Source organism: Treponema sp. OMZ 798 (genome assembly GCF_024181385.1).
Classification (GTDB): domain Bacteria; phylum Spirochaetota; class Spirochaetia; order Treponematales; family Treponemataceae; genus Treponema_B.
On the sequence record NZ_CP051305.1, the window covers coordinates 820,371 to 839,855 of the forward strand.

A 19,485-nucleotide genomic window follows, 5' to 3' on the forward strand; every position below is an offset into this window, starting at 1 on the left:
AAGAAAAATTATTCTCCTTTCATAATTATTATCAAAATAGTTTGTAATAAATAGTAAAATCCGGCCTTGAAATCGGCCGGAAAATATGATAAAATCGGCGTCTTGAGTGATAGGTCTTTTAAATAAATGGAATACTTTGACGATGATTATTTTGATGAGATAAAGCCCCTCGACCCTAAAAAGGTTTCTTCTCTTTTGGATGAGGGCGGCCCCCTTGCTTCTTTTTTTGAAAAATATGAAGCCCGCCAACCTCAACTTGCCTTAACAAAGTCCATTTGCCGCTGCTTTAATGAAGAGGCTATAGGCGTTTTTGAGGCAGGAACGGGGGTAGGAAAGAGCCTTGCCTATCTTTTGCCTGCAATGATGTGGGCAAAACAAAATAAAAAACGCGTTGTAATTTCTACGGGAACCATAAACTTGCAGCAGCAGCTCATCGAAAAGGATGTCCTCACTGCAAAGAAAATTTTGGGAAAAGGTTTTCAGGATATGAAGGCGACCCTTGTAAAGGGGAGGCATAATTTTTTGTGCCTGCGCCGGATGAGTCAGGCATTGAGGGAAAACGATTTTTTTACTGAAGGGCAGGAAGAACTCGAAAAGATAAAAGAATGGGCAACGGAAACAAAGGACGGCAGCCGCTCCGATCTTGATTTTATGCCGTCGGAAAAGGTTTGGTCTACGGTTTGTTCCGAGCCCGATAATTGCCCGATGAACAAGTGCCCCTATTTTTCGGGCTGCTTTGTGATGAAGCTAAAGCGCGAGGCCGAAAACTCATCAATATTGGTTGCAAATCACCATATTTTGTTTGCCGACCTTTCAGTGAGGGCCGAAGGCTTCGGCTATCAGGGGACGGCAGTTCTTCCTTCTTACGACAACATAATAATAGACGAAGCCCATGGAATCGAAGATGCCGCTCAAAGTTTTTTTTCAAGCGAGATTTCCCGCTTTGCCTTGCACAAGCAAATCAATTTACTTTACCGCTTTAGGCGCGGCAAGCAGTCCGGTATTTTAAGCGGCATAGTTTCAATATCCAAAAAGGCTGAACTCTTTACCGAAATCATAAACCTCCTCGAAGTTTGCTCTGCTTCCTTTAATGTTCTCGAAGAACAAGCCTTGCAGATTCTTCAAAGCTATCAGTCAAAGAGCCTCACTCAAACTTCAAGCGATGAAACGGAAAGGCTCTTATCTTGTGTAGATAATTTTTTTAAAAACATAAACAACCTTAATATAAAACTTGAAAACCTTATTAATGCAGCCGATGGGGAGGAAGACGAAGAAGGCTGTATAAGGGACGGCCTTGTAATCCTGCGCCGCTTAAAAAAAATGGCTTCCGTAATGGAAAACTTTTTAGCGAGGAGCGAATTCCCGAATGATGTTTTTTGGTTCGAAAAAATAAAAACTTCGCAAGGGGAGGCCGTCCGCTTTATTCAAACTCCGTTAAACCTTGCTCCGATAATGCGGCGTTCGGTTTTTATGCCCATGGCAACCGTAATCTGTGTTTCCGCCACCTTAAAAATAGGAGAAGATTTTAACTTTTGGCTTAACAGAAACGATCTTTATAATTTTACCGAAAAGAAAATCATCAAAGATTTTTTTCCTTCTCCCTTTCCGTACGAAAAAAATGTTGTCTTTAATATTCCGACCGACATCCCGATGCCGGATGAAAATAATTTTCAAGATGCGGTAAACGAGACCGTCCTCGCCTTATTGGAAATAACCCAAGGCAAAACCCTTATTTTGTTTACCTCTTACGATTCTCTTCAAAAAACTTGCGAGTATGTTAGGGAGCATATTGCTGAAGAGATAAAAATTTTAAAACAGGGCGAGGCTGACAGGATGCAGCTCTTATACGAATTTAAAGACGATGTTACAAGCTGCCTTTTTGCAACATCTTCCTTTTGGGCAGGAGTGGACGTTCCGGGAGAATCCCTTTCCCATGTAATCTTGGTTAAACTCCCCTTTGCGGTTCCGACTGAGCCCATATTTAAGGCCCGTGCAGACTTAATCGAAAAATCGGGCGGAAATTCTTTTATGCAGCTGAGCGTTCCCGAAGCCGTTGTACAATTCAGGCAGGGCTTCGGCCGTCTTATGAGATCGAATACCGACCGAGGTATAGTTACCGTCTTGGATAAAAGAATTTTAGTAAAGCGTTACGGTTCGATATTTATTCAAAGCATTCCTCCGACGATTCAATGTTTTTCGGAGACAAGGGCCGTATTGAACAAAATAGAAGATTTTTTGTATAATTAATCAAAAGTTTTTATGGGAGAAGGAAATGGGTGCTCTTATTGCGATTTTATGTTGTTTGGTTATCTTATCTTGGAGGGCTGTACTCATCGGTGTATTTCATTCCGTTTACAGACGGGGCTGTGATTGGGTTAACAGCGAAGTAATTGTAAGGCCTGCTCCGCGCTTACTTTTTGCAGTTTTTAAGCACTATATAGGTTTTAAATTTGAAGGAGATTACAGTCTTACAAACCGTCTTCCTGAACAATATCTGGTTATATCCAATCACCAAAGTCTTTTAGACATAGTGGTACACATGAACTATTATAACGGTACACGGCTCCGCTTTGTTGCAAAGGAAGAGCTGGGGCACAATGTACCTTTGGTTTCTCCCATGCTCAAAAGCGGAAAACATTGTTTGGTAAAAAGAACCGGAAGCCCGACTCAGGCTATGCAGGCTGTAGATAAATTTGCAGACCATGTTGTAAAAAATAATCTGATTCCCGTTATTTTTCCTGAAGGATCCCGCTCAAAGGACGGCGAATTAAAAACCTTCCATGCTGCAGGATTCCGCAGGCTTTTAAATGCAGCTCCCATGCCCGTAGCTGTTTGCGCCGTTGACGGAGGCTGGAAGATTTCTTCATTGACGAGGATGGCGAAAAACTTAAAAGGCGGCGCATACCGTGTTAAACTTTTAAAAATTTATGATGCCCCTCAAACAAAGGAAGAACAGATTAAGATTCTTGAAGAGGGTAAGGCCCTCATTCAAGCCCAGCTTGACGAGTGGCGTGCATAAACTCCATGCCCTGTTACGGGGTTGGAACAGGGTTTAAAATCTTATCTCTACAATAGCCTTAAATTTTCCTATCTTTACTTTTTCTAATGGGTGAGCATATTCTATACCGATGTTTGCGGCTGAGCTTATTATCATATAGAACTTGCCGTATATCGACCGATAAATATCGGCCTTATTTTTTCCTCCGTCCAAAAAATTAAAAACGGTTCTGTATCCTGTTGTGATATTTAGCCTGTTAAAAAATATGGGAAGCCATGAGCTTCCTGTTTGAATATCATAACTTAAAATATTTACCTCTCCCTCAAAGCCGAATCCGTAATTTATCTTTCCCGGGCGGATAATTTTTTTTACGTTCTCATATTCGCTCATATTCGGAAGATAGGAAGCCATACCCATTAGGGCAGTACTTCTAAAAAAACCGTAGCCGCCGGTGTGCGGGAGGGCAAAGGCATTGTATCCGAAATACGAACTCAAGTTCAGTTTGATCGGAACAAGAGGCGGCCTAAAAGCTGTGAAAGTCTGTAGTGCAAATGCATTTGTTTTTGAAGGAAAATGGAAGCCGTGTTTTAATCCGCCGGCTGCCTGAACCATTATAAAATCTTTTGTAAAAAAATTTGTATTTAATCTTTGAGACGATTTTTGATAGGTATAAACGGCGGATAGTTCTTCCGATAAAACCGGATTTCCCAATTTTTGTTCGTAGAGAGTTTTTGCCTTTTTATCGGCAGAATTAAAAAAACTAAAGCCTTCAATAGATAACCCGGCTCTTCCCGATACATTGTGATAAAAAGAATTTAAGGGTAAGAATAATTCGCTTTCTATAGTGCTTCCTATTCTTCTAAATTTAAAAAATTTATTTTCATCATAAAATTTAATCTTAATATTGGCCGGTCTTGTTTCAGCCTTTAGTAAAATAGATGTTTCATAAAAAAACGGCTTAAAATAAAAAAGAGAAAGGGTTTCAAAATATAAAAGATTTGTAGGATCATTCCAATATAATTTTATACCTATCGGTATGTCTTTTCTCTCTCTTAAAAGTCCCGAAAAATCAATGATGGGCAGAGGAAAGGGTTTATGTATCCATGAAAAATAATTATATTTATCCTTTGTTAAAATATCCGTATTGGGAATTTTGGTTTTAGTTTCTTGATCTGAAATATCAAAGGCTTTTAAAGATGCTTTTCTTTCCGTAAAAAAAGAAGAATCTATTTTATAAAGCGAATTGTATTTTGTAAAAACTCCGGCATAGATAATTTCATATTCTTTAGTTCCATTTTTTTGTTTTACTATCGGAAAAAATGTTCCTCCCGAAATATCTTTTTCTAAAACTTTTAATTCGTTTGTTTTTAAATTAACAAAAGCCGATCGGTAAAGATTGTTTTTATCGGCCCATGAAAAACTTAAAACAGGTTCTTCTTCGGAATTATTGCTTTGCAAATACCTTATTGCGGGAAGAGGTGTTTCGGGCTCCAGCCTTTGTATTTTTTTTGAAACCGTGTCTATTGTCAAGATATCCCGCTTTATGCCGTCGGCTGCAATGAGGGCGATTTTGTTTTTACCTGCAAATACGGGATTGTAAAGAGCCGAATAGGGAAGCCCCGGCCCGGCTTTTAATAGGGCTTCTTTTTTTTCGAAAGATTTTTTATCGATTAAAACAAGCTCCGAAAACTGACTTTTTATTTCTATTCCGCAAAGCGTTTCGCCGCAAAAGGATGCATACCTTAAAGACGTAAGCTCCTTATCCGAAAACTTTTTTTTATCTATGTCAAAGATTCTTGCCCTATTGTGTTCGCCGAGAGGAGAGTTCACTAAATCACTGACCAAAAGAAATTTTCCGTCTTGCGAAAAACTTAAAAAAGAAAGACTAGGTTCCGCCGTAAAAAGTTTTTCTTCTTTTCCTGAATCGTCAACAAATATTACGTTTTTGGTTGTAAAATCAAAACAGGCAAAGCCGTCTTTAGAGCTTGCAATAAGACTGAACCCCGATTTCGCCTTAATAGGATTTTGCGGACGAAGGGCCTTTTCGGGAAAGTGAATCGATTCCAAAAAACTGTTCCAAAGCGTATCAAGCTCCTTATTAAAAATCTTTTTTGTTTTGTGTTTAGGAAAAGAAGAAAGAGGATTGGCCCAGTATTTTACATAGGGTTCCATCCCGTAAATTTTTTGAAGATATTGGGCAAAGGCTCCGCCGTAAATATAAGGCCAAAGTCCTCCGGGGTAGACATCCCTCGCTCCCGCTGCCTCTTTCCATGAAGGACTTGAATTGTCAAGTCTCGCCTGCATTAGATGGTGCATTATCAAAGGATCGTTTAGTCTTCCTTGACCTTCATCCATACTTTCATATGAAACGGCAACACCTTCGGTAAAGGACATGGGAAGGAGGGGCAAAAAATACGTAAGCGAAATTGCATGGGTTAATTCATGATAGAGAACTTTTAAAATTATATCGCTTAAATTGCTTAAGTGACCCTCTTCAGGGAGCGTGTCAAAAAGAACAATCCTGCGATACGGAAAAAAGGTATAATAGCCGTTTAAGGCCTCCTTTCCGCTTTCAATATAGATGGGCATTCTTTTTGGAATTTTGCGGTTTAGTTTTTGGGAAATTTCTTCGGCATAATTATCTGCATATTCCGAAATCAGGGCTGCCGTTTTTTCGGAGCTTGAAGAGTAAATAATATCGAAGTATTTTGTTTTTTGAACAAAAAGATTTTCTGCATTTAAGTGTATGAGCTCACCTATGAAAAATAAGGAAATAAAAAAAACGATTCTTCTTTTGTGTTGCATTACGCAATTATGCGTAAAAAAACTTAGGCTGTCAAGTCGAGTACGGCTGCCGGAAGAGGAGTACCTCCGTAGCCTATGTTTTCCGTTTGTATCATCGTATTTTTAATCTGATTGTGGTAGTAATCTAAAAGCCCGTCTATTTGATTTTCGGTCATTTCAGACTCCAGCTGAGCGGCTGCCGATTCCGTAAGCCTTGCTTTTTGAGCCCCGTTGGTTTTCATGGATACAAGCTGGTCGATTATGGAGTTTAAGATTCTGAGCTTGTCTATGCTCATGCCCGATTGGCCTTGGGCCTGCGCAAAACCTGAAACGTATTTAAAATGAGAGTAGAGTACTTGGCTTGCTTTGACGGGCACATAAGCTCTTCCGCCTGCCGAAATCTTAGGCATTGCAAGTTGAGAAAGAGCTTGAAGCGGCGAGCTGTTTGAAACCATCTATTTCCTCCATAAAAACTTTTATTTCTAAATAAATTATCGGAATTTTTAAAATCTGCTTTAGACCAATAATTTTTTTATGTATACAATTGCAGATTTTGTTTTTTTGTGATAAAATGTATGGATAGGATAATTTTGGGAGAAATTTATGTTAAAAAATGAAGGCTTAAATGAGAAGGTAAAATTCTCGATTGGTGCTAAGCTGATAACCATTATTTCGATTTTGGTTATATTTTCTCTGGGAACCATAACGGGACTTGTGTCTTGGTTTGTAGGTGAGGATATTCAGACCATGTCTGAAGAGAGTAATAGAACCGTTAATTTTCAAGCCGGAGCGGCCGCAGAAAAAGAGCTGTCTTCAATAAAGGCAAATGCTTTTTTATTCTTGGATGTCCTTAACTCGACTGAAACCGGATCAGGCATAGCAAAACAGACGGCTAACTTTTATTTTGAAAGAAATCCTCAGGTAGCGGCAATTGCAGTTACCGATTCAAGAATGGATAAACGTCTTTATCGAAAACTCGTTAGTACCAATTTTTTCCTTTCCCGTGAGCTTGAACCTCCGGTTATAGACGAGTTTATCGAAAAAGAAATGGAAACGGCTATTCAAGCCGAAAAAGGAATAAGTCAGGTCGTGAACGCTTCTCCTTTTTTTGGAGAACCCATACTTGTTCTTTTTTATCCGTACAAAGAGAAAGGCCTGGACCAGAGCTTGATAGTCTTCTTTTCTGCCGAAACCTTATCCGAGCACATAGGTACGGGAAAACTCCAAACAACCTATCTTGTAAACAACCTAGGCGATATTTTAATTCACCCCGATTTTGAGCTTACCAAAAACGGAATTAATGTGCGGGACTCAAAACTCTTTTTGGAGATGCGTGAAAAAGGAGATATGAACAGGCAGATCCTTTTTACCGACAAGGAAGGAAAAAAACAGTTCGGGGCTTATAAAAAACTTTCGATAGCAGATCTTGCCGTTCTTACCACGGCCGAGGCCGATAAGGTTTTGGAGCCCGTATTAAGATCAACCTTTAAAAACGTTACCTTGGGTGTTGCGGTTTTAGCGCTTGCAATCCTTCTTATCTGGTTTTTCTCAAAATCGATAAGTTCGCCTGTTAAGGTGCTCGCTGCCGCAGCCGGCGAAATCGAGCAGGGTAATTATGAGCTTGATCTAAAGGCTAAGACAAAGGATGAAATAGGTCTTTTAACAAAGAGCTTTGTCAGGATGGGCAAGGGTTTGGCTGAAAGAGAAAGGCTTAAGGACTCTTTCGGCCGCTTTATAAACAAGGAAATTGCAGAGCTTGCCATGAAAGGAGAGCTTGCACTCGGCGGCGAAACAAAGGAAACGACTATATTCTTCTCTGACATCCGATCCTTTACGGCTATTTCCGAAAAACTCGAACCGAATGAGGTTGTAGAGTTCTTAAATGAGTATATGACCCAGATGGTAGAATGTGTAAACGATACCCACGGAGTTGTAGACAAATTTATAGGAGATGCGGTTATGGCAGTTTGGGGTGCTCCCACAAGTGCAGGAAGTCCGAAAGAAGATGCCTTGAACTGTATAAGGGCTGCTTTAAGGATGAGGGCTGCCCTGATTATCTTTAATAGGGGAAGAGGCGGAGACAAAAAGCCTATTATCCGTATAGGATGCGGTATTAACTCAGGACCCGTTGTTGCCGGTCAGATAGGTTCAAAAAAGAGAATGGAGTACACGGTAATAGGAGATGCCGTGAACCTTGCATCCAGAACCGAAGCCTTAAACAAACCCTTGGGTACGGATATTCTTATTACCGAAAATACTTATAACCTTGTAAAAGATAAGGTCTTTGTTGAAGAAATGCCGTCCGTTACGGTTAAAGGAAAATCGGCTCCTTTAAGAATGTTTGCGGTTATAAATATGCCTGAAGAAACAGGTATTCCCGGTGCAGGAGAGAAAGGACCTAAGAGCTTGGCTCAAATTAGAGAAAAACTGGGAATTCCTACTCCGGATTTGAATAAGGTGGATTTAAATGAAGACGAAAAGAAATACAACATTCAAGCCCAAAACAAACAGTAAGCTCTTAGACCTCGCTGTGGTTGCAGTATCCCTGCTGGTTATATTTTTTGATTTGTTTTTGTTTGTAAGGGAGCTGAACAGAACCTTTGAACATTTTGATACACCGATAGCTATAGTTAATTATAAATACAAAACCGTTCAGCGTAAATTCAAAGACAGGGCAGTATGGGACCGTCCCGTTCAAAATTCTTATCTTTATGACGGGGATACTATAAGAACGGCTAATGAGGCCTCTGCAACCATTCATTTTTTGGGGGATGAAGAAGCAAGCAACGTAGTTGAAGTAGACTCGAATACTATGGTTCAGATTTTCGGTAAAAAAAACAAAGAATCCGAGCTTAACCTAAATTCGGGTTCGGTATCGGCAAAAACCGCTAACAATAATCTACGCTTAAAGTCGGATAATGCAGATATCAGTATCGAAAAAGGTTCAGTCTTACATGTTCAAAAGGCAGGTGAAGAAAGCCTTCGGTTGGCTGTAGAAGAAGGCTCCGTTTCTTTTACGGGAGATAAAACCGGAGAAAAAGAAATTTTAGAAGCCGGCTCTGTCTTACAGCAGGGAAAAAAGGCAAAACTGGTTATGATAAGTCCGGGTAAAAGTACGAGACTTTTAAATCAGTCGCGGGATAATTTTGGACTTGAAATTAAATTTAAGTGGCAATCTTCCTTTTCCAATGATGAAGAAATTTTTCTTGAAACCTCGCCTTTAAGCAATTTCAGCATAGATACAAAAAAATATGATGTAAGCGGCTTAAAGGAATTTACGCTTAAGCATGATTCCGGCGCTCTTTATTGGCGCTTATACTCGGCCAAGGAGGGCGTTGAAAGTGAAGAGACCTTATCGGGAAAACTTACGGTCATCAAGGCTCCGGCTCCTGCAGCCCTTTTGCCCGAATCGGAAAAGACCTTTGCTTATAATGCTAATCCTCCCCATATCAGATTTTTGTGGGAAGGAAATGAACTTTCTTCATTCTACACTGTCGAAATTGCAGACAATAAGGAAATGAAAAATCCGGTAATAAGTAAAAATTCCGGCTCCGAATCTTTTACCTTGTCAGAGCTGACGGAGGGAACATGGTATTGGCGCGTAGTTCCGAAATACGGGTTCGATTCTTCATTTACGGCCCAAGCTTCTGCAGTTTCGGTTTTTTATATCAAAAAAACCGAAGAGGGCGAAAAGCCGGAGCTTCTTCACATGAAAAGTATTATGGATACCTCGAAAGGAAAGGGTCTTACCTTTTCTTGGAAACCTAATTTGGATGCTGCAAAATACAGGGTAAAGATAGCCCGTGATAAGGCCATGACCGATATTCTTATAGACAACATCGTTATAACAAGCTATATAGAGTTAAAAGAAGCTTCAAAATTCTTGCCTAACGGCGATTACTATATGACGGTTGCCTCCCTTGATGCAAAGGACAATGAGATAGGTATAAGCGATGTTGCGTTTTTTAAAACCATGGATTCGGAGATTATTTTACGCTCCGTTTTTCCTCCTAATGATTATAATTTACTTGATGCCTTAACAGGAGATACCTTCTTTACATGGAAGACTAATTTTGATTCGGAGCAGATTTTTCAGGTTTCAAATACCAAGGATTTTAAAAAACTTACGGTCAATAAAACGGTTAAGGGTTTAGGAACTGACGGAGTCAGCTTGCCTGAAGGCGAATGGTATTGGCGCGTTTATAGCGAATTGGACGGAAAGCAATATATATCCGAGGTAAAAAAACTAAACGTAATACCTCTTCTCGATAAGCCTGATTTAAGCGATGCAAAGAAAAATATTGTAATCGTTCCAAAACATAAAAGTAAATTCGGCTGGAAGCCGGTTGAAGGTGCCGATTATTATCAGGTAAAACTTACAGACAGGACTTCGGATTCCGTTCCCTTATATGAAGACCTTTTTGCTTTAAATACCGAGATTGAAATCGATATGAATAAATTTGAAGACGGGGACTATATATTGAATATACAGGCTTTTGCAAATGCCGGCTTAAATTCGAGCCGAATGTTCGGTCTTTCGCAAGCCCATACCTTTACGGCAAAGCATCTGCAGCCTGTGGTACTTATAAAACCTGCACCGGGTGATAAGATTGACGGTATAGAGGCGGCTCTTAATCCTTCTCAGGCCGAATGGTCATCGGCTCATCCGCCTGTAGGAGTCGAATTTATTTTGGAAAAAATCGGTGTGCGGACTCCGGTGTTTACATTAAAAGATACTGGTTATAAGGTTCAGCTTCCTCCTTTAACGGCAGGAAGATACCGATGGAAGGTAAGGGCCGAAACGGAAGACGGTTTCGATATTTCATCCAAAGACTATGCAGCCTTTACGGTTTTACCGATTCCGCCCCTGGCTAAGGCTCAATTTATATTCCCAAAAGACAAAGAAGTTTTAGGCGTTTCGTTCTTTTCGGCAAACAGAAGTATAGTTTTTAAATGGAAGGCTGTTGATAAGGCAACTCATTATATTTTACGGGTATATAATGAAAAGAATAGAGCAATTTTAAATACCGAAATTCCGGCAAAGGGGGAGAGGGATATTGTCTATGAATTTAAAGATATTCAGCGCTTATCCCGCGGAGCCTTTTTTGTTGAAGTTGTTGCGCAAAGACGGCTTGAAAGCGGTTTGACTTTTCAAACCGGTATTGTTTCAAAAAAGAGGTTTGATATTGACTTACCCAAAAAAGATAACGTAGAAACGGATGAAACAGGAGTTCTTTATGGAAGATAAAAATTTTTTTGCTAAAAAATATTTTATGGTGTCCTTAATGTTTGCTGCTTGCTTAAACCTTTTTTCTCAAGACGGTAAGGTTAAAAATGAAGTTAATACATCGGAAAGTCCCGAGGTAAAGAAAAATTATATTATAGGCACCGAGGGAAAAAAAACTGTTTTTTATCAAACCCTTTCTTGGGAAAATGTAGAAGGAATCTTGCATTTTGAGTTTGAGCTTGAAAAAAAAGAAAAAAGCGGCAAGTGGATTATTGTGGATAAAAAGAAACTAAATAAAAATTCTCTCGAGGTTTCTTTGCCTCACGGTAATTATCGGTACAGGATAAAGGTTATAAATCTTCTGGGGCAGGTTGACACTGTAAGTGCAGACCGCTATTTCGACATCCTTTTGGCTTTTCAGCCTGAGACTTCATCCGTTTCGCCTGATGCAATATATTTTGATGAGGATTACAGCAATATTGTAAACCTTTCAGGTAAGCATTTTAGGGAAGAGACAACCTTTGCCCTTCAAAAAGAAGGCGGAACGCCGATTTTAGGTAAGATTGTGGAGATAAGTCCCGACGGAACTAAGGCAAAAATAAGTTTTAATATGTTGAGAATCAATCCGGGGCAATATAGATTTGTTGTTACAGACCCGAGCGGTTTAAAAGATTCAAAGCAGACGATTGTTTTTAGATTTCAAAAACCTTTGGATATTTTTCTTTCAGGAGGTTATGCCTTTAACGGTTTTGCAGGTAACCGCGTACTTAAGAAATATTTTAAAAAAGATTTTGCGGCCTTAAGCGGTATTTTAAGGTTCAGCCTTGTACCGATAAAGCGCTCTTACGGAAACTTCGGATTTAACCTTACCGGCTCGGGAATGTATTTAAGAAATAAGGAAGATGCATATACCCTGTCCGCAGGTTTTATTTTGACAGGCATTCAGGCTGTCTACATGAAGCCTATAATAAGACATCTTCTTAATTTTGATGCACACATAGGCTTCGGCACCGCGTTTATGGTAGATACAAAATTTGTTTTTACCGGCTTGCAAAGTCCTTCATATTGGTACTGGGGTCCGACAATGAATTTCGGTACAGCCTTGCAGGTTTATGTTTATAAAAAATTATATATAGAATTAAATGTCGATCATATAATTCCGTTTAGGAAAGCCTTTCCCAAATACATAGTACAGCCGTCGCTGTCTGTCGGATGGGAATTTTAAAGAAATGCGAATGGTGAAGGACGAAGTGCGAATGGAGGGAAAAAGATGCGTAAAAAGTTATTATTAATTGCAGTAATTTCACTTGTTATTTTGGCAGGGTGTAAACAGTTTTTAGCCGATATCGAAAAAAACTTTGAATATTGGGCATCAACGGTCATCGTTACGGATACCGTGATTCCTTCAGCCGGTACGGACGCTGATGGCTATCCTTGTATTAAAAGCGATGGGGATAAAGAAATATTAATCAAGATTATAAACCCGAAAAATTATAGGTTACAATTTCCCGGAGATCCCGGTGCTCCCTCGGATATTGCGGTTTTTGCAAGCGGAGCAATAGGCTCAGGCCCGGGTACCCCCCCCGTGCACGGCACAGATTACACCCTTAGTCCAAACGGACATGGCGAGCTTAAACTTACTTTAAAAGAAGCTTTTTTAAAGAAAAACGAACACGGTAAAGCAGACTTAAACCCTTCCATTAAACTTTACAGTACAGACGGAAGAAATTTCGGCACTCACTCCTTTAAGCTGAGAGTAAACACCCCGCCGCCCAAGGTTGAGTATAAAGGCTGCGCTAAAAAAGACAATGTTTATGTTCTTGTATTTGAAGTACCAAATATGCCGGAGTATCCAATAGAGGGTACGGACCGCCTGCATAGCGATGTTGACAAGGTATGGATACAAAAAGGACACGGAGCGTCCTTTGAACACCCAATTACGCTAAACGGAACTACGGGTTTCAATTCTCCTGTTCAGCCTTCAGGCGCTCCGCCTTTTTGCCTTATCAAGCGTGATGGTACTGCCGCATTGACATCTGGCGATGTCGAAGGCGTAAGTCTGCCGGTTTATCCTTCTCATGGTTCTTGGTTCTTGTACCTAAAAACCGATACACCTATAAAGGCAGGAAAAACCGATTATAAAGTTAGGATAAAAGACAAAAAAGGCCTTTATTCGGGAGAGGTTACACTATCCACCCCCGGAAACACCATAGCCCCCGTTACGGTAACTCTTGTTCCAACCACAGGAACCACTAGTGTTCCTGATTTAAGTGACGAAAATACTTCTAATGCTGCATATTTGATAACGGCCAAAAGCGGTCAAAATAATGTACAACTTACAATGTCGACAAGTACAACAACAGCCTCGCTAAGATGTGAAGTCAAAAAAGTAGGTTCCGACGAAACCGTATTTTCTAGTACCGTTAGTAACCCTATAACCGTCAACCTTCCTGTTCCTACGGATTCATATGAAGAGACCTACAAGGCCGTAATAAGGGCAACTGCCGCAGGACTGCCTCAAACTACAAAAACGATTTATTATAAGGTGCGCGGCAGGACAATTACGGTTAAAACATGGAAAGAACTAAAAGAGGCCGTAAAGAACACCGAGATAGACACAATAAAAGTTACTACCACAATAACGGCTGCTGCAAGCGGTAATAACAGAGGAGAAATTGAAGTAAATAGAAATTCAAACGAAACCGTAACCATAAAGGGAGGCGGAACAATCGATGCCAACGAGCAAAACCGCATTTTTTTGGTACAAAACGCTAACACGCTGATACTAAATAATCTTACACTTCAAAACGGAAAGCTTGACTCGGGAGAAAGCGGAGGTGCAGTGCGTATAAATAATGGAGGAACTCTCATTATTAACAATGTAATTATTAAAGACTGTAAGGCCGTACCCGGAAATGGAGGCGGTATTTCAAGCAGCGGTAATTTCACTATGAAAGGAAACTCCTCAATAAAAGATTGCAATGCCGTAAACGGAGGGGCCGTGTATATCGTAAACGGAAATTTTAGTATGTATGATGACGCAATGATTACCCCGTCTACAGGTGCTCTTGCAAACACACCGGGGGAAAACGATGTCTATCTTATCAACAATACAAAAATCAGTATGGACAGCTCGCTTTCTCAAAGCGGCATAGTTGCCCGAATAACGCCGCAGCCTTATAACACTGTCACACAGGTTTTGGCCGGATCGGGGTTAGCGTCAGGATATGAGAAATTCACCGTAACAGATGAGCCCATACTCAACATCGGTATACAAAAATGGAAAATAAAAAATACCGGTAAATTGACAAAAGATGCCGCAGTAATTCCCTTTGACAAATTGGGTACCTATCTTGGTTCTCCTCACGCTTCCGCTGCTGAGGTAAACCTTATAAAAGTAACAGGACTAACAAATGAAAACTTAAAAGGAACCTCCACACCTACTCCGGGTAGTCCGAGCGACTTGGGAGTGGTCTTAAATGACAACTCTGACAAACAGGTTTCATTGATACTGCCCGAAAGGGTAGAGGATCTTACCGATATGAGTTTCTGTTTTTACGGCTGCACAAGTTTAATCGAAGTCTCCGGTATCCCTAAAGGCGTTGAGAATATGGGCAGCTGTTTTAGAGGCTGTTCCAATTTAACCAAAGTCCCCGTTCTCCCTCTAAGCGTTAAGAATATGACCAGCTGTTTTTTAGACTGTACAAGTTTAACCCAAGCTCCCAATATTCCTGTAAGTGTTACGAATATGAGTAACTGTTTTAGAGGCTGCACAAGTTTAATCCAAGCTCCCATTATCCAGGCAAAAAAAGTTACGAGTATGGAGGCTTGTTTTTCCGATTGTACAAGTTTAGCCCAAGCTCCCGTTATCCCTGCAAGCGTTAAGAATATGAGTTACTGTTTTTACGGCTGTACGGCTTTAGCCATAGGTCCCGATATTCCTAAAGATGTTAATAATATGCAGAAGTGTTTTGAAAACTGCTCAAGTATGAGAAGCGTTAAGCTTTATTGTGATTACAATTCGTACAACATTAACGGTTCCCCGGCGTTTAATAATGCCTTTTCCGGCTGTAGCGCTTTGGAAGAAGGCGGCATAAAGGTTCCTTCAGGGCAGCTTGGCACTTACCGGAGCAATGCAACTACGATGGGAACAACGGCAAATAAGTTTAGCGGCTTTTAATTGCAGGCGGCCCGCATCGCCTTATTCGAGCCCCTCGTATCGTTCGGAACGAGGGCCTCGCATGCCTCTATGCGAGAGACTTCCGCTCGGAACGAGCCTCTAGTATCGCTCGGGATCAGGGTGTGCATAAGGTAAGCAGGTCTTACCCCATAGGGTAAGACCGTCCACCCCTATAATGGTGGACAGTTCACACCTATAAGGCCTTAGCGCTTCGCCGCCTTGCTATAGTTTTTCGATTTCTTCAATTGAAAGGCCCGATATTTCTTTTATTAAACTTAAATCCAAATTTTTCAACTTCATCAGCTTGGCAGTTTCAAGTTTGGCTTCGTAAGCTCCTTTATCAAGACCTTGTTGTATTCCTGCTTCTATACCCTCTTGATAGCCTACATACTTCCACGAAGCTTTGTCATGTTCGTATTTCATTCGGTTTTCATAAAGCCATTTTTCTTTTGGATCTTGCATCATGACTTCTATCGTTTTATTTGCTTTTGCCATCACAGGCGATTCTTGTGCCAACATCTTTCTCACCTCCGAGTCATCGGTTTCAATAAATTTCAGCCAATTATAAAGTTTCTTTTTCTTTTCATCCTGCTCAATATTTTTATCCTGTTCTTTAACCTTGGCAAGGTTTAAAAAGTGGATTTCAAGCTCATCGGAAAGCTTATCGTTTAAGTGTTTTTCAACTACATTATACTCGCTGTGAATAAGATTGTTTAAATCAAAGCCTTCACCCACTATGTTTATTGTAATACATTTAGGCAGTTTTGTATACACTTCACCTGTTTTTAAGTTTTCCGTGTACATTTTAGCCCAATAAAATATAGTACGCCGGACAAATTCACTGTTCCACCTGTTTTGAATTTCGATGTCGATAATTGTGTTGTTTTTTAGGCGTAGTTTTACGTCTAAGACACCGCTTTTATCGCTTATTGAATCCTTATGAAACTCCTTATCCATAAGTTCCAAGCCCGCGATATTTTCAGTTGGAATATCTAAAATACATTCCAGTAAGTCCTGCAAGACATCTTTGTTTTCCTCAGTGCCGAATATACGCTTAAATGCGTAGTCGTTGCGGAGCGTAATTTTAAAGATTTTTTCCATATTTAATCCCTCTAATAATTTTTTAAAAGAAGAAAAAATTCCCCTTTCATAATTATTGTAGGGATTGTTTGCAATATATAGTAAATAAATTGAAAAATATTTTTGGCCCCTTTTTCGCTTATCGGCAGTAAGTATAGCGTGCTTCCCCTTTACAAAATAGAACAAAACGGATTATAATAAAGGCAGAGGCATTAAACTGCAATGAATTTAAAAGTAAAGTTTAAAAAAATCTTTGCGGCCTTTGCGTTCGTTGCGGTTAAATTAAAAAATTACCCTTGAAAATTAATATTTTGAATGGGGATAAAAATGCGTAAAAAATTATTTTTAATTACAGGAATTTCATTTATCCTTTTTGCAGGCTGTAAGCAGTTTGTAGCCGATATCGAAAAAGACCTTGAGTATTGGTCTTCAAGTGCTCATATTATTGATATCGTATTGCCCTCATCATCCAATGATATAGACGGTTATCCCTGTGTGGCAAGCAATGATGATGCAGCCATAACTTTAAAACTAGTGAATCCTCAAAATTACACCTTTAAAACCCCGGCAGATTTGGGAGCTCCTTCAGACATAGTTGTCTTTGAAGACGGTGTTCAAGGAAGCAGCGGAGCTGTTCCGGTACACGGTATTGATTACGAGTTTAAGCAAACACAAACTAACGAAGTCCGGCTCATATATAAAAAGGCTTTTTTGGAAAAATCTGAATGGAGCAGTCAAAATTTAAGTGCCTCAATAACGCTTTACAATAGAGAAGGAAGAAAATTCGGCTCTCGCAGTTCTAAACTGAGGGCAAACAGCATACTTCCTGAACCGAAAGGCATAGCCCTGCTTAAGTATTCTGATGGCGGAAAGGACTACTATGTTTTGTGTTTTAAACCTGAGGGTATCGATAAAAAGATAAACAATAATACTGAGCTGCTCCATAAAGATCTTTCGGAAATATACATAAAAAAAGGGAATGAGCCGACTGCTACTTATCCTCTTAAATTTAATAGCTCTAATACCGGCTTTGATATTTCGGAAGCTTCGGAAGTTTTAATATCCTTAGGCAAAACAAATAGCTTAAAAAATGACCAGGTTCCCGCGGGAATGTCTCCCGACCCTCTACCTGCAGGTCCTTGGGTAATTTGCTTAAAAACCGATGTGGAGGTATCTACAAATAGCCCTCAGACAACCTATAATGTATGGCTTAAGGATGAAAAAGGCCTTTTTTCTCTGCCCGGCACAAAAACCACAAACAAATTTAAACTTCCGGATCCTAAGATTAGCTTTTCCAATGATATGAACAATGTGTTTGAGTCCGGTGTGTACACTCCTGTAGGTCAACCGGCCGACAGCACTGCTTTGCTGAACGGAACTCAAGACGGACAGCCTGACGGTTCAAGTGCAGAAAATGCTATTCCCATATATACTGCATACGGAAACGATATACGGCTTAAGATAAAGGTTAATATACATGACTCTATTGTTGCGGCTGGGCTTGAAATCAAGACTTATGTTTACAGAAAAACCGAATCCGGATTTCAATTGTTTTCTGATTCTACCGTATCGGGAGGAAACGAAACTTTTGTTGAATTATCGGCAAAATCAGAGGAAGTTGTTTACAGACTTGAATCATACGCATTTTTATCAGGGTTTGATGACAGTGAATCCTTTGTCAAATACTATAAGGTAATAAGAGGGGTAAACGGTGATACTGCCCCTGATGTACCCGTATGGGGAATCTTAAAAAAAGCCGTCGAAGAAAAAACTGAAGCCGGCGGAACCCTTATAGTAAGAGGCGAAATTAAGGCAACGAATTCTTCAGGCGGAGCCGGTAATCACGGGGAGATAGAAATAAATAAAGATATTACCATAAGGGGTAAAACCGGAAAGGATGTTGACTCTATAAATGCAAATTCAAGCGCTTTGGGCTCTAATCATCACCGCATTTTTAATATAAATGCAAACGGTAAAAATATTCGTCTTGAAGGCCTTACTCTTAAAAACGGTAAAAAATCAAATGCCGATGGAGGGGCCGTTTTACATAAATCGGGCAATCTTCACATAAAAGACTGCAAGTTCGAAAACAATGAGGTAGAGGGAAGTCATAAAGGCGGTGCCGTTTATTACGAAGATGGTACTCTTACATTGAGCGGTTCTGTTGAGCTGCCAAGCACCGGAGAGGGTAAAAACGATATCTACATTGAAAAGTCCGAAAAATTTATAAGCATTGCAAGCCCTCTGACAACTGAAAACGTTGCCCGCATAACGCCCAAAGACTATACTATTGGCGGTTCTCAGCGTAAGGTGCTTGGATCCGTTGCAAGTGTAAACCTTGCTTCTCAAGTGTCCAAATTTACCGTAAGCCCTCAAACTACAAGCGGCGGATCGCAAAAATGGATAATCGATGATCGGGGCTTTCTTCAAAAACTTTTAACGGGAGGCAGCTCTACAGATAATTGGAATACCTTGGTAACTGCCTTGAATAGTGTGCAAAATGGACAGATACTTTATCTTTCAGGGGAATATATGCCGAATTTAAATAATGCAATAATTATGAGTAAATCCTGTACCATAAGGGGTATGGGTGATGCAGTATTAAATGTCAATAAAACCGGCACTATGTTCCGTGTCCTGTCATCTGACAGATTGGTTACTCTTGAAAATCTTGAGATAAAAAACGGCAAAGATGATACCTATGTCCTGATTGCAGATACTGAAGGAAGTTTTAAACTAAAAAATGTAAGGGTAAACGGGGTTAAAAAGCTTGTATCATCCGATTCGGGGGATATAAGTCTTGAGGATGTGACTATCCAAGGAGATAGTGATGATCCGGTAATAAGTCTTGGAGGAGGGGCAATCTTAGGCCTGCAAGTTCCTGCATCTTACCTCAATTTAAGGGGGGCCATAGCCATTCCGGGAAAAATTAAGCTTATCTTCCCTGCAGGAGAAGATAATTACAAAGGCTGCATCAAAGTTTGCGATAATAAAGCATACGCTCTGCATCTCGACTTCGGTAGCGATTATTATACTGTCGAAGGTAAACAAGTCGTTTTTGTAGATCCCAATACAGGCATCTCCTTGGCCGATGCGGTAGCAAACATAAGGGTAGCCCCGTCTCAAGATAATCAAGCATGGTTTATTAGTGATGACGGTCATCTTAGAAAACGATAAATTTTAATTGGCTAGTTTTCCGATTGACAAACTAGAAAA

At 40.1% G+C, this 19,485-nt stretch carries 10 protein-coding genes; 7 read left to right on the plus strand and 3 right to left on the minus strand.

The features are described from left to right. Positions 1 to 126: 126 nt before the first annotated feature. Complete coding sequence (locus E4O07_RS03780) at positions 127 to 2,247, plus strand: ATP-dependent DNA helicase (protein ID WP_253687483.1); 2,121 nt, start codon at positions 127 to 129, stop codon at positions 2,245 to 2,247. 25 nt (positions 2,248 to 2,272) lie between these two features. Further along, complete coding sequence (locus E4O07_RS03785; RefSeq protein ID WP_253687484.1) at positions 2,273 to 3,019, plus strand: lysophospholipid acyltransferase family protein; 747 nt, start codon at positions 2,273 to 2,275, stop codon at positions 3,017 to 3,019. Between the two features lie 33 nt (positions 3,020 to 3,052). On the opposite strand, the gene E4O07_RS03790 is transcribed toward E4O07_RS03785, so the two are convergent. Both E4O07_RS03790 and E4O07_RS03795 read right to left on the minus strand, forming a co-directional pair. After that, a complete protein-coding gene (locus E4O07_RS03790) occupies positions 3,053 to 5,803 on the minus strand; it encodes a hypothetical protein (RefSeq protein WP_253687485.1) in 2,751 nt (916 codons plus the stop codon). A gap of 23 nt (positions 5,804 to 5,826) precedes the next feature. Further along, entirely contained in the window at positions 5,827 to 6,237 is a 411-nt protein-coding gene (locus E4O07_RS03795) for a hypothetical protein (protein WP_253687486.1), read from the minus strand. A gap of 148 nt (positions 6,238 to 6,385) precedes the next feature. Between E4O07_RS03795 and E4O07_RS03800 the strand changes: the two genes are divergently transcribed. From E4O07_RS03800 to E4O07_RS03815, 4 genes are read left to right on the plus strand one after another with little or no spacing between them, the layout of a single operon-like run. Beyond that, complete coding sequence (locus E4O07_RS03800; RefSeq protein ID WP_253687487.1) at positions 6,386 to 8,296, plus strand: adenylate/guanylate cyclase domain-containing protein; 1,911 nt, start codon at positions 6,386 to 6,388, stop codon at positions 8,294 to 8,296. Beyond that, positions 8,250 to 11,030 carry a FecR domain-containing protein gene (locus tag E4O07_RS03805; protein ID WP_253687488.1) on the plus strand — a complete coding sequence of 927 codons (2,781 nt, stop codon included), beginning with the start codon at positions 8,250 to 8,252 and terminating at the stop codon, positions 11,028 to 11,030. The genes E4O07_RS03800 and E4O07_RS03805 overlap by 47 nt, the downstream gene beginning before the upstream one ends. Then, positions 11,020 to 12,234, plus strand: a complete 1,215-nt coding sequence (locus E4O07_RS03810) for a fibronectin type III domain-containing protein (protein WP_253687489.1) — start codon at positions 11,020 to 11,022, stop codon at positions 12,232 to 12,234. The genes E4O07_RS03805 and E4O07_RS03810 overlap by 11 nt, the downstream gene beginning before the upstream one ends. Positions 12,235 to 12,279: 45 nt before the next feature. Further along, on the plus strand, positions 12,280 to 15,189 hold the full coding sequence (locus tag E4O07_RS03815; RefSeq protein ID WP_253687490.1) for a leucine-rich repeat protein: 2,910 nt from the start codon (positions 12,280 to 12,282) through the stop codon (positions 15,187 to 15,189). 222 nt (positions 15,190 to 15,411) lie between these two features. On the opposite strand, the gene E4O07_RS03820 is transcribed toward E4O07_RS03815, so the two are convergent. Beyond that, on the minus strand, positions 15,412 to 16,290 hold the full coding sequence (locus E4O07_RS03820; protein ID WP_253687491.1) for an Rpn family recombination-promoting nuclease/putative transposase: 879 nt from the start codon (positions 16,288 to 16,290) through the stop codon (positions 15,412 to 15,414). A gap of 306 nt (positions 16,291 to 16,596) precedes the next feature. Between E4O07_RS03820 and E4O07_RS03825 the strand changes: the two genes are divergently transcribed. After that, positions 16,597 to 19,446 (plus strand): right-handed parallel beta-helix repeat-containing protein, encoded by a 2,850-nt coding sequence (locus E4O07_RS03825; RefSeq protein ID WP_253687492.1) that lies wholly within the window; start codon positions 16,597 to 16,599, stop codon positions 19,444 to 19,446. The last annotated feature ends 39 nt before the right edge of the window (positions 19,447 to 19,485 follow it).

Coding starts and splice junctions, on each gene's coding strand:
- E4O07_RS03780 (WP_253687483.1), top strand. CDS start 127: ATGGAATACTTTGACGATGATTATTTTGATGAGATAAAGCCCCTCGAC.
- E4O07_RS03785 (WP_253687484.1), top strand. CDS start 2,273: ATGGGTGCTCTTATTGCGATTTTATGTTGTTTGGTTATCTTATCTTGG.
- E4O07_RS03790 (WP_253687485.1), bottom strand. CDS start 5,803: ATGCAACACAAAAGAAGAATCGTTTTTTTTATTTCCTTATTTTTCATA.
- E4O07_RS03795 (WP_253687486.1), bottom strand. CDS start 6,237: ATGGTTTCAAACAGCTCGCCGCTTCAAGCTCTTTCTCAACTTGCAATG.
- E4O07_RS03800 (WP_253687487.1), top strand. CDS start 6,386: ATGTTAAAAAATGAAGGCTTAAATGAGAAGGTAAAATTCTCGATTGGT.
- E4O07_RS03805 (WP_253687488.1), top strand. CDS start 8,250: ATGAAGACGAAAAGAAATACAACATTCAAGCCCAAAACAAACAGTAAG.
- E4O07_RS03810 (WP_253687489.1), top strand. CDS start 11,020: ATGGAAGATAAAAATTTTTTTGCTAAAAAATATTTTATGGTGTCCTTA.
- E4O07_RS03815 (WP_253687490.1), top strand. CDS start 12,280: ATGCGTAAAAAGTTATTATTAATTGCAGTAATTTCACTTGTTATTTTG.
- E4O07_RS03820 (WP_253687491.1), bottom strand. CDS start 16,290: ATGGAAAAAATCTTTAAAATTACGCTCCGCAACGACTACGCATTTAAG.
- E4O07_RS03825 (WP_253687492.1), top strand. CDS start 16,597: ATGCGTAAAAAATTATTTTTAATTACAGGAATTTCATTTATCCTTTTT.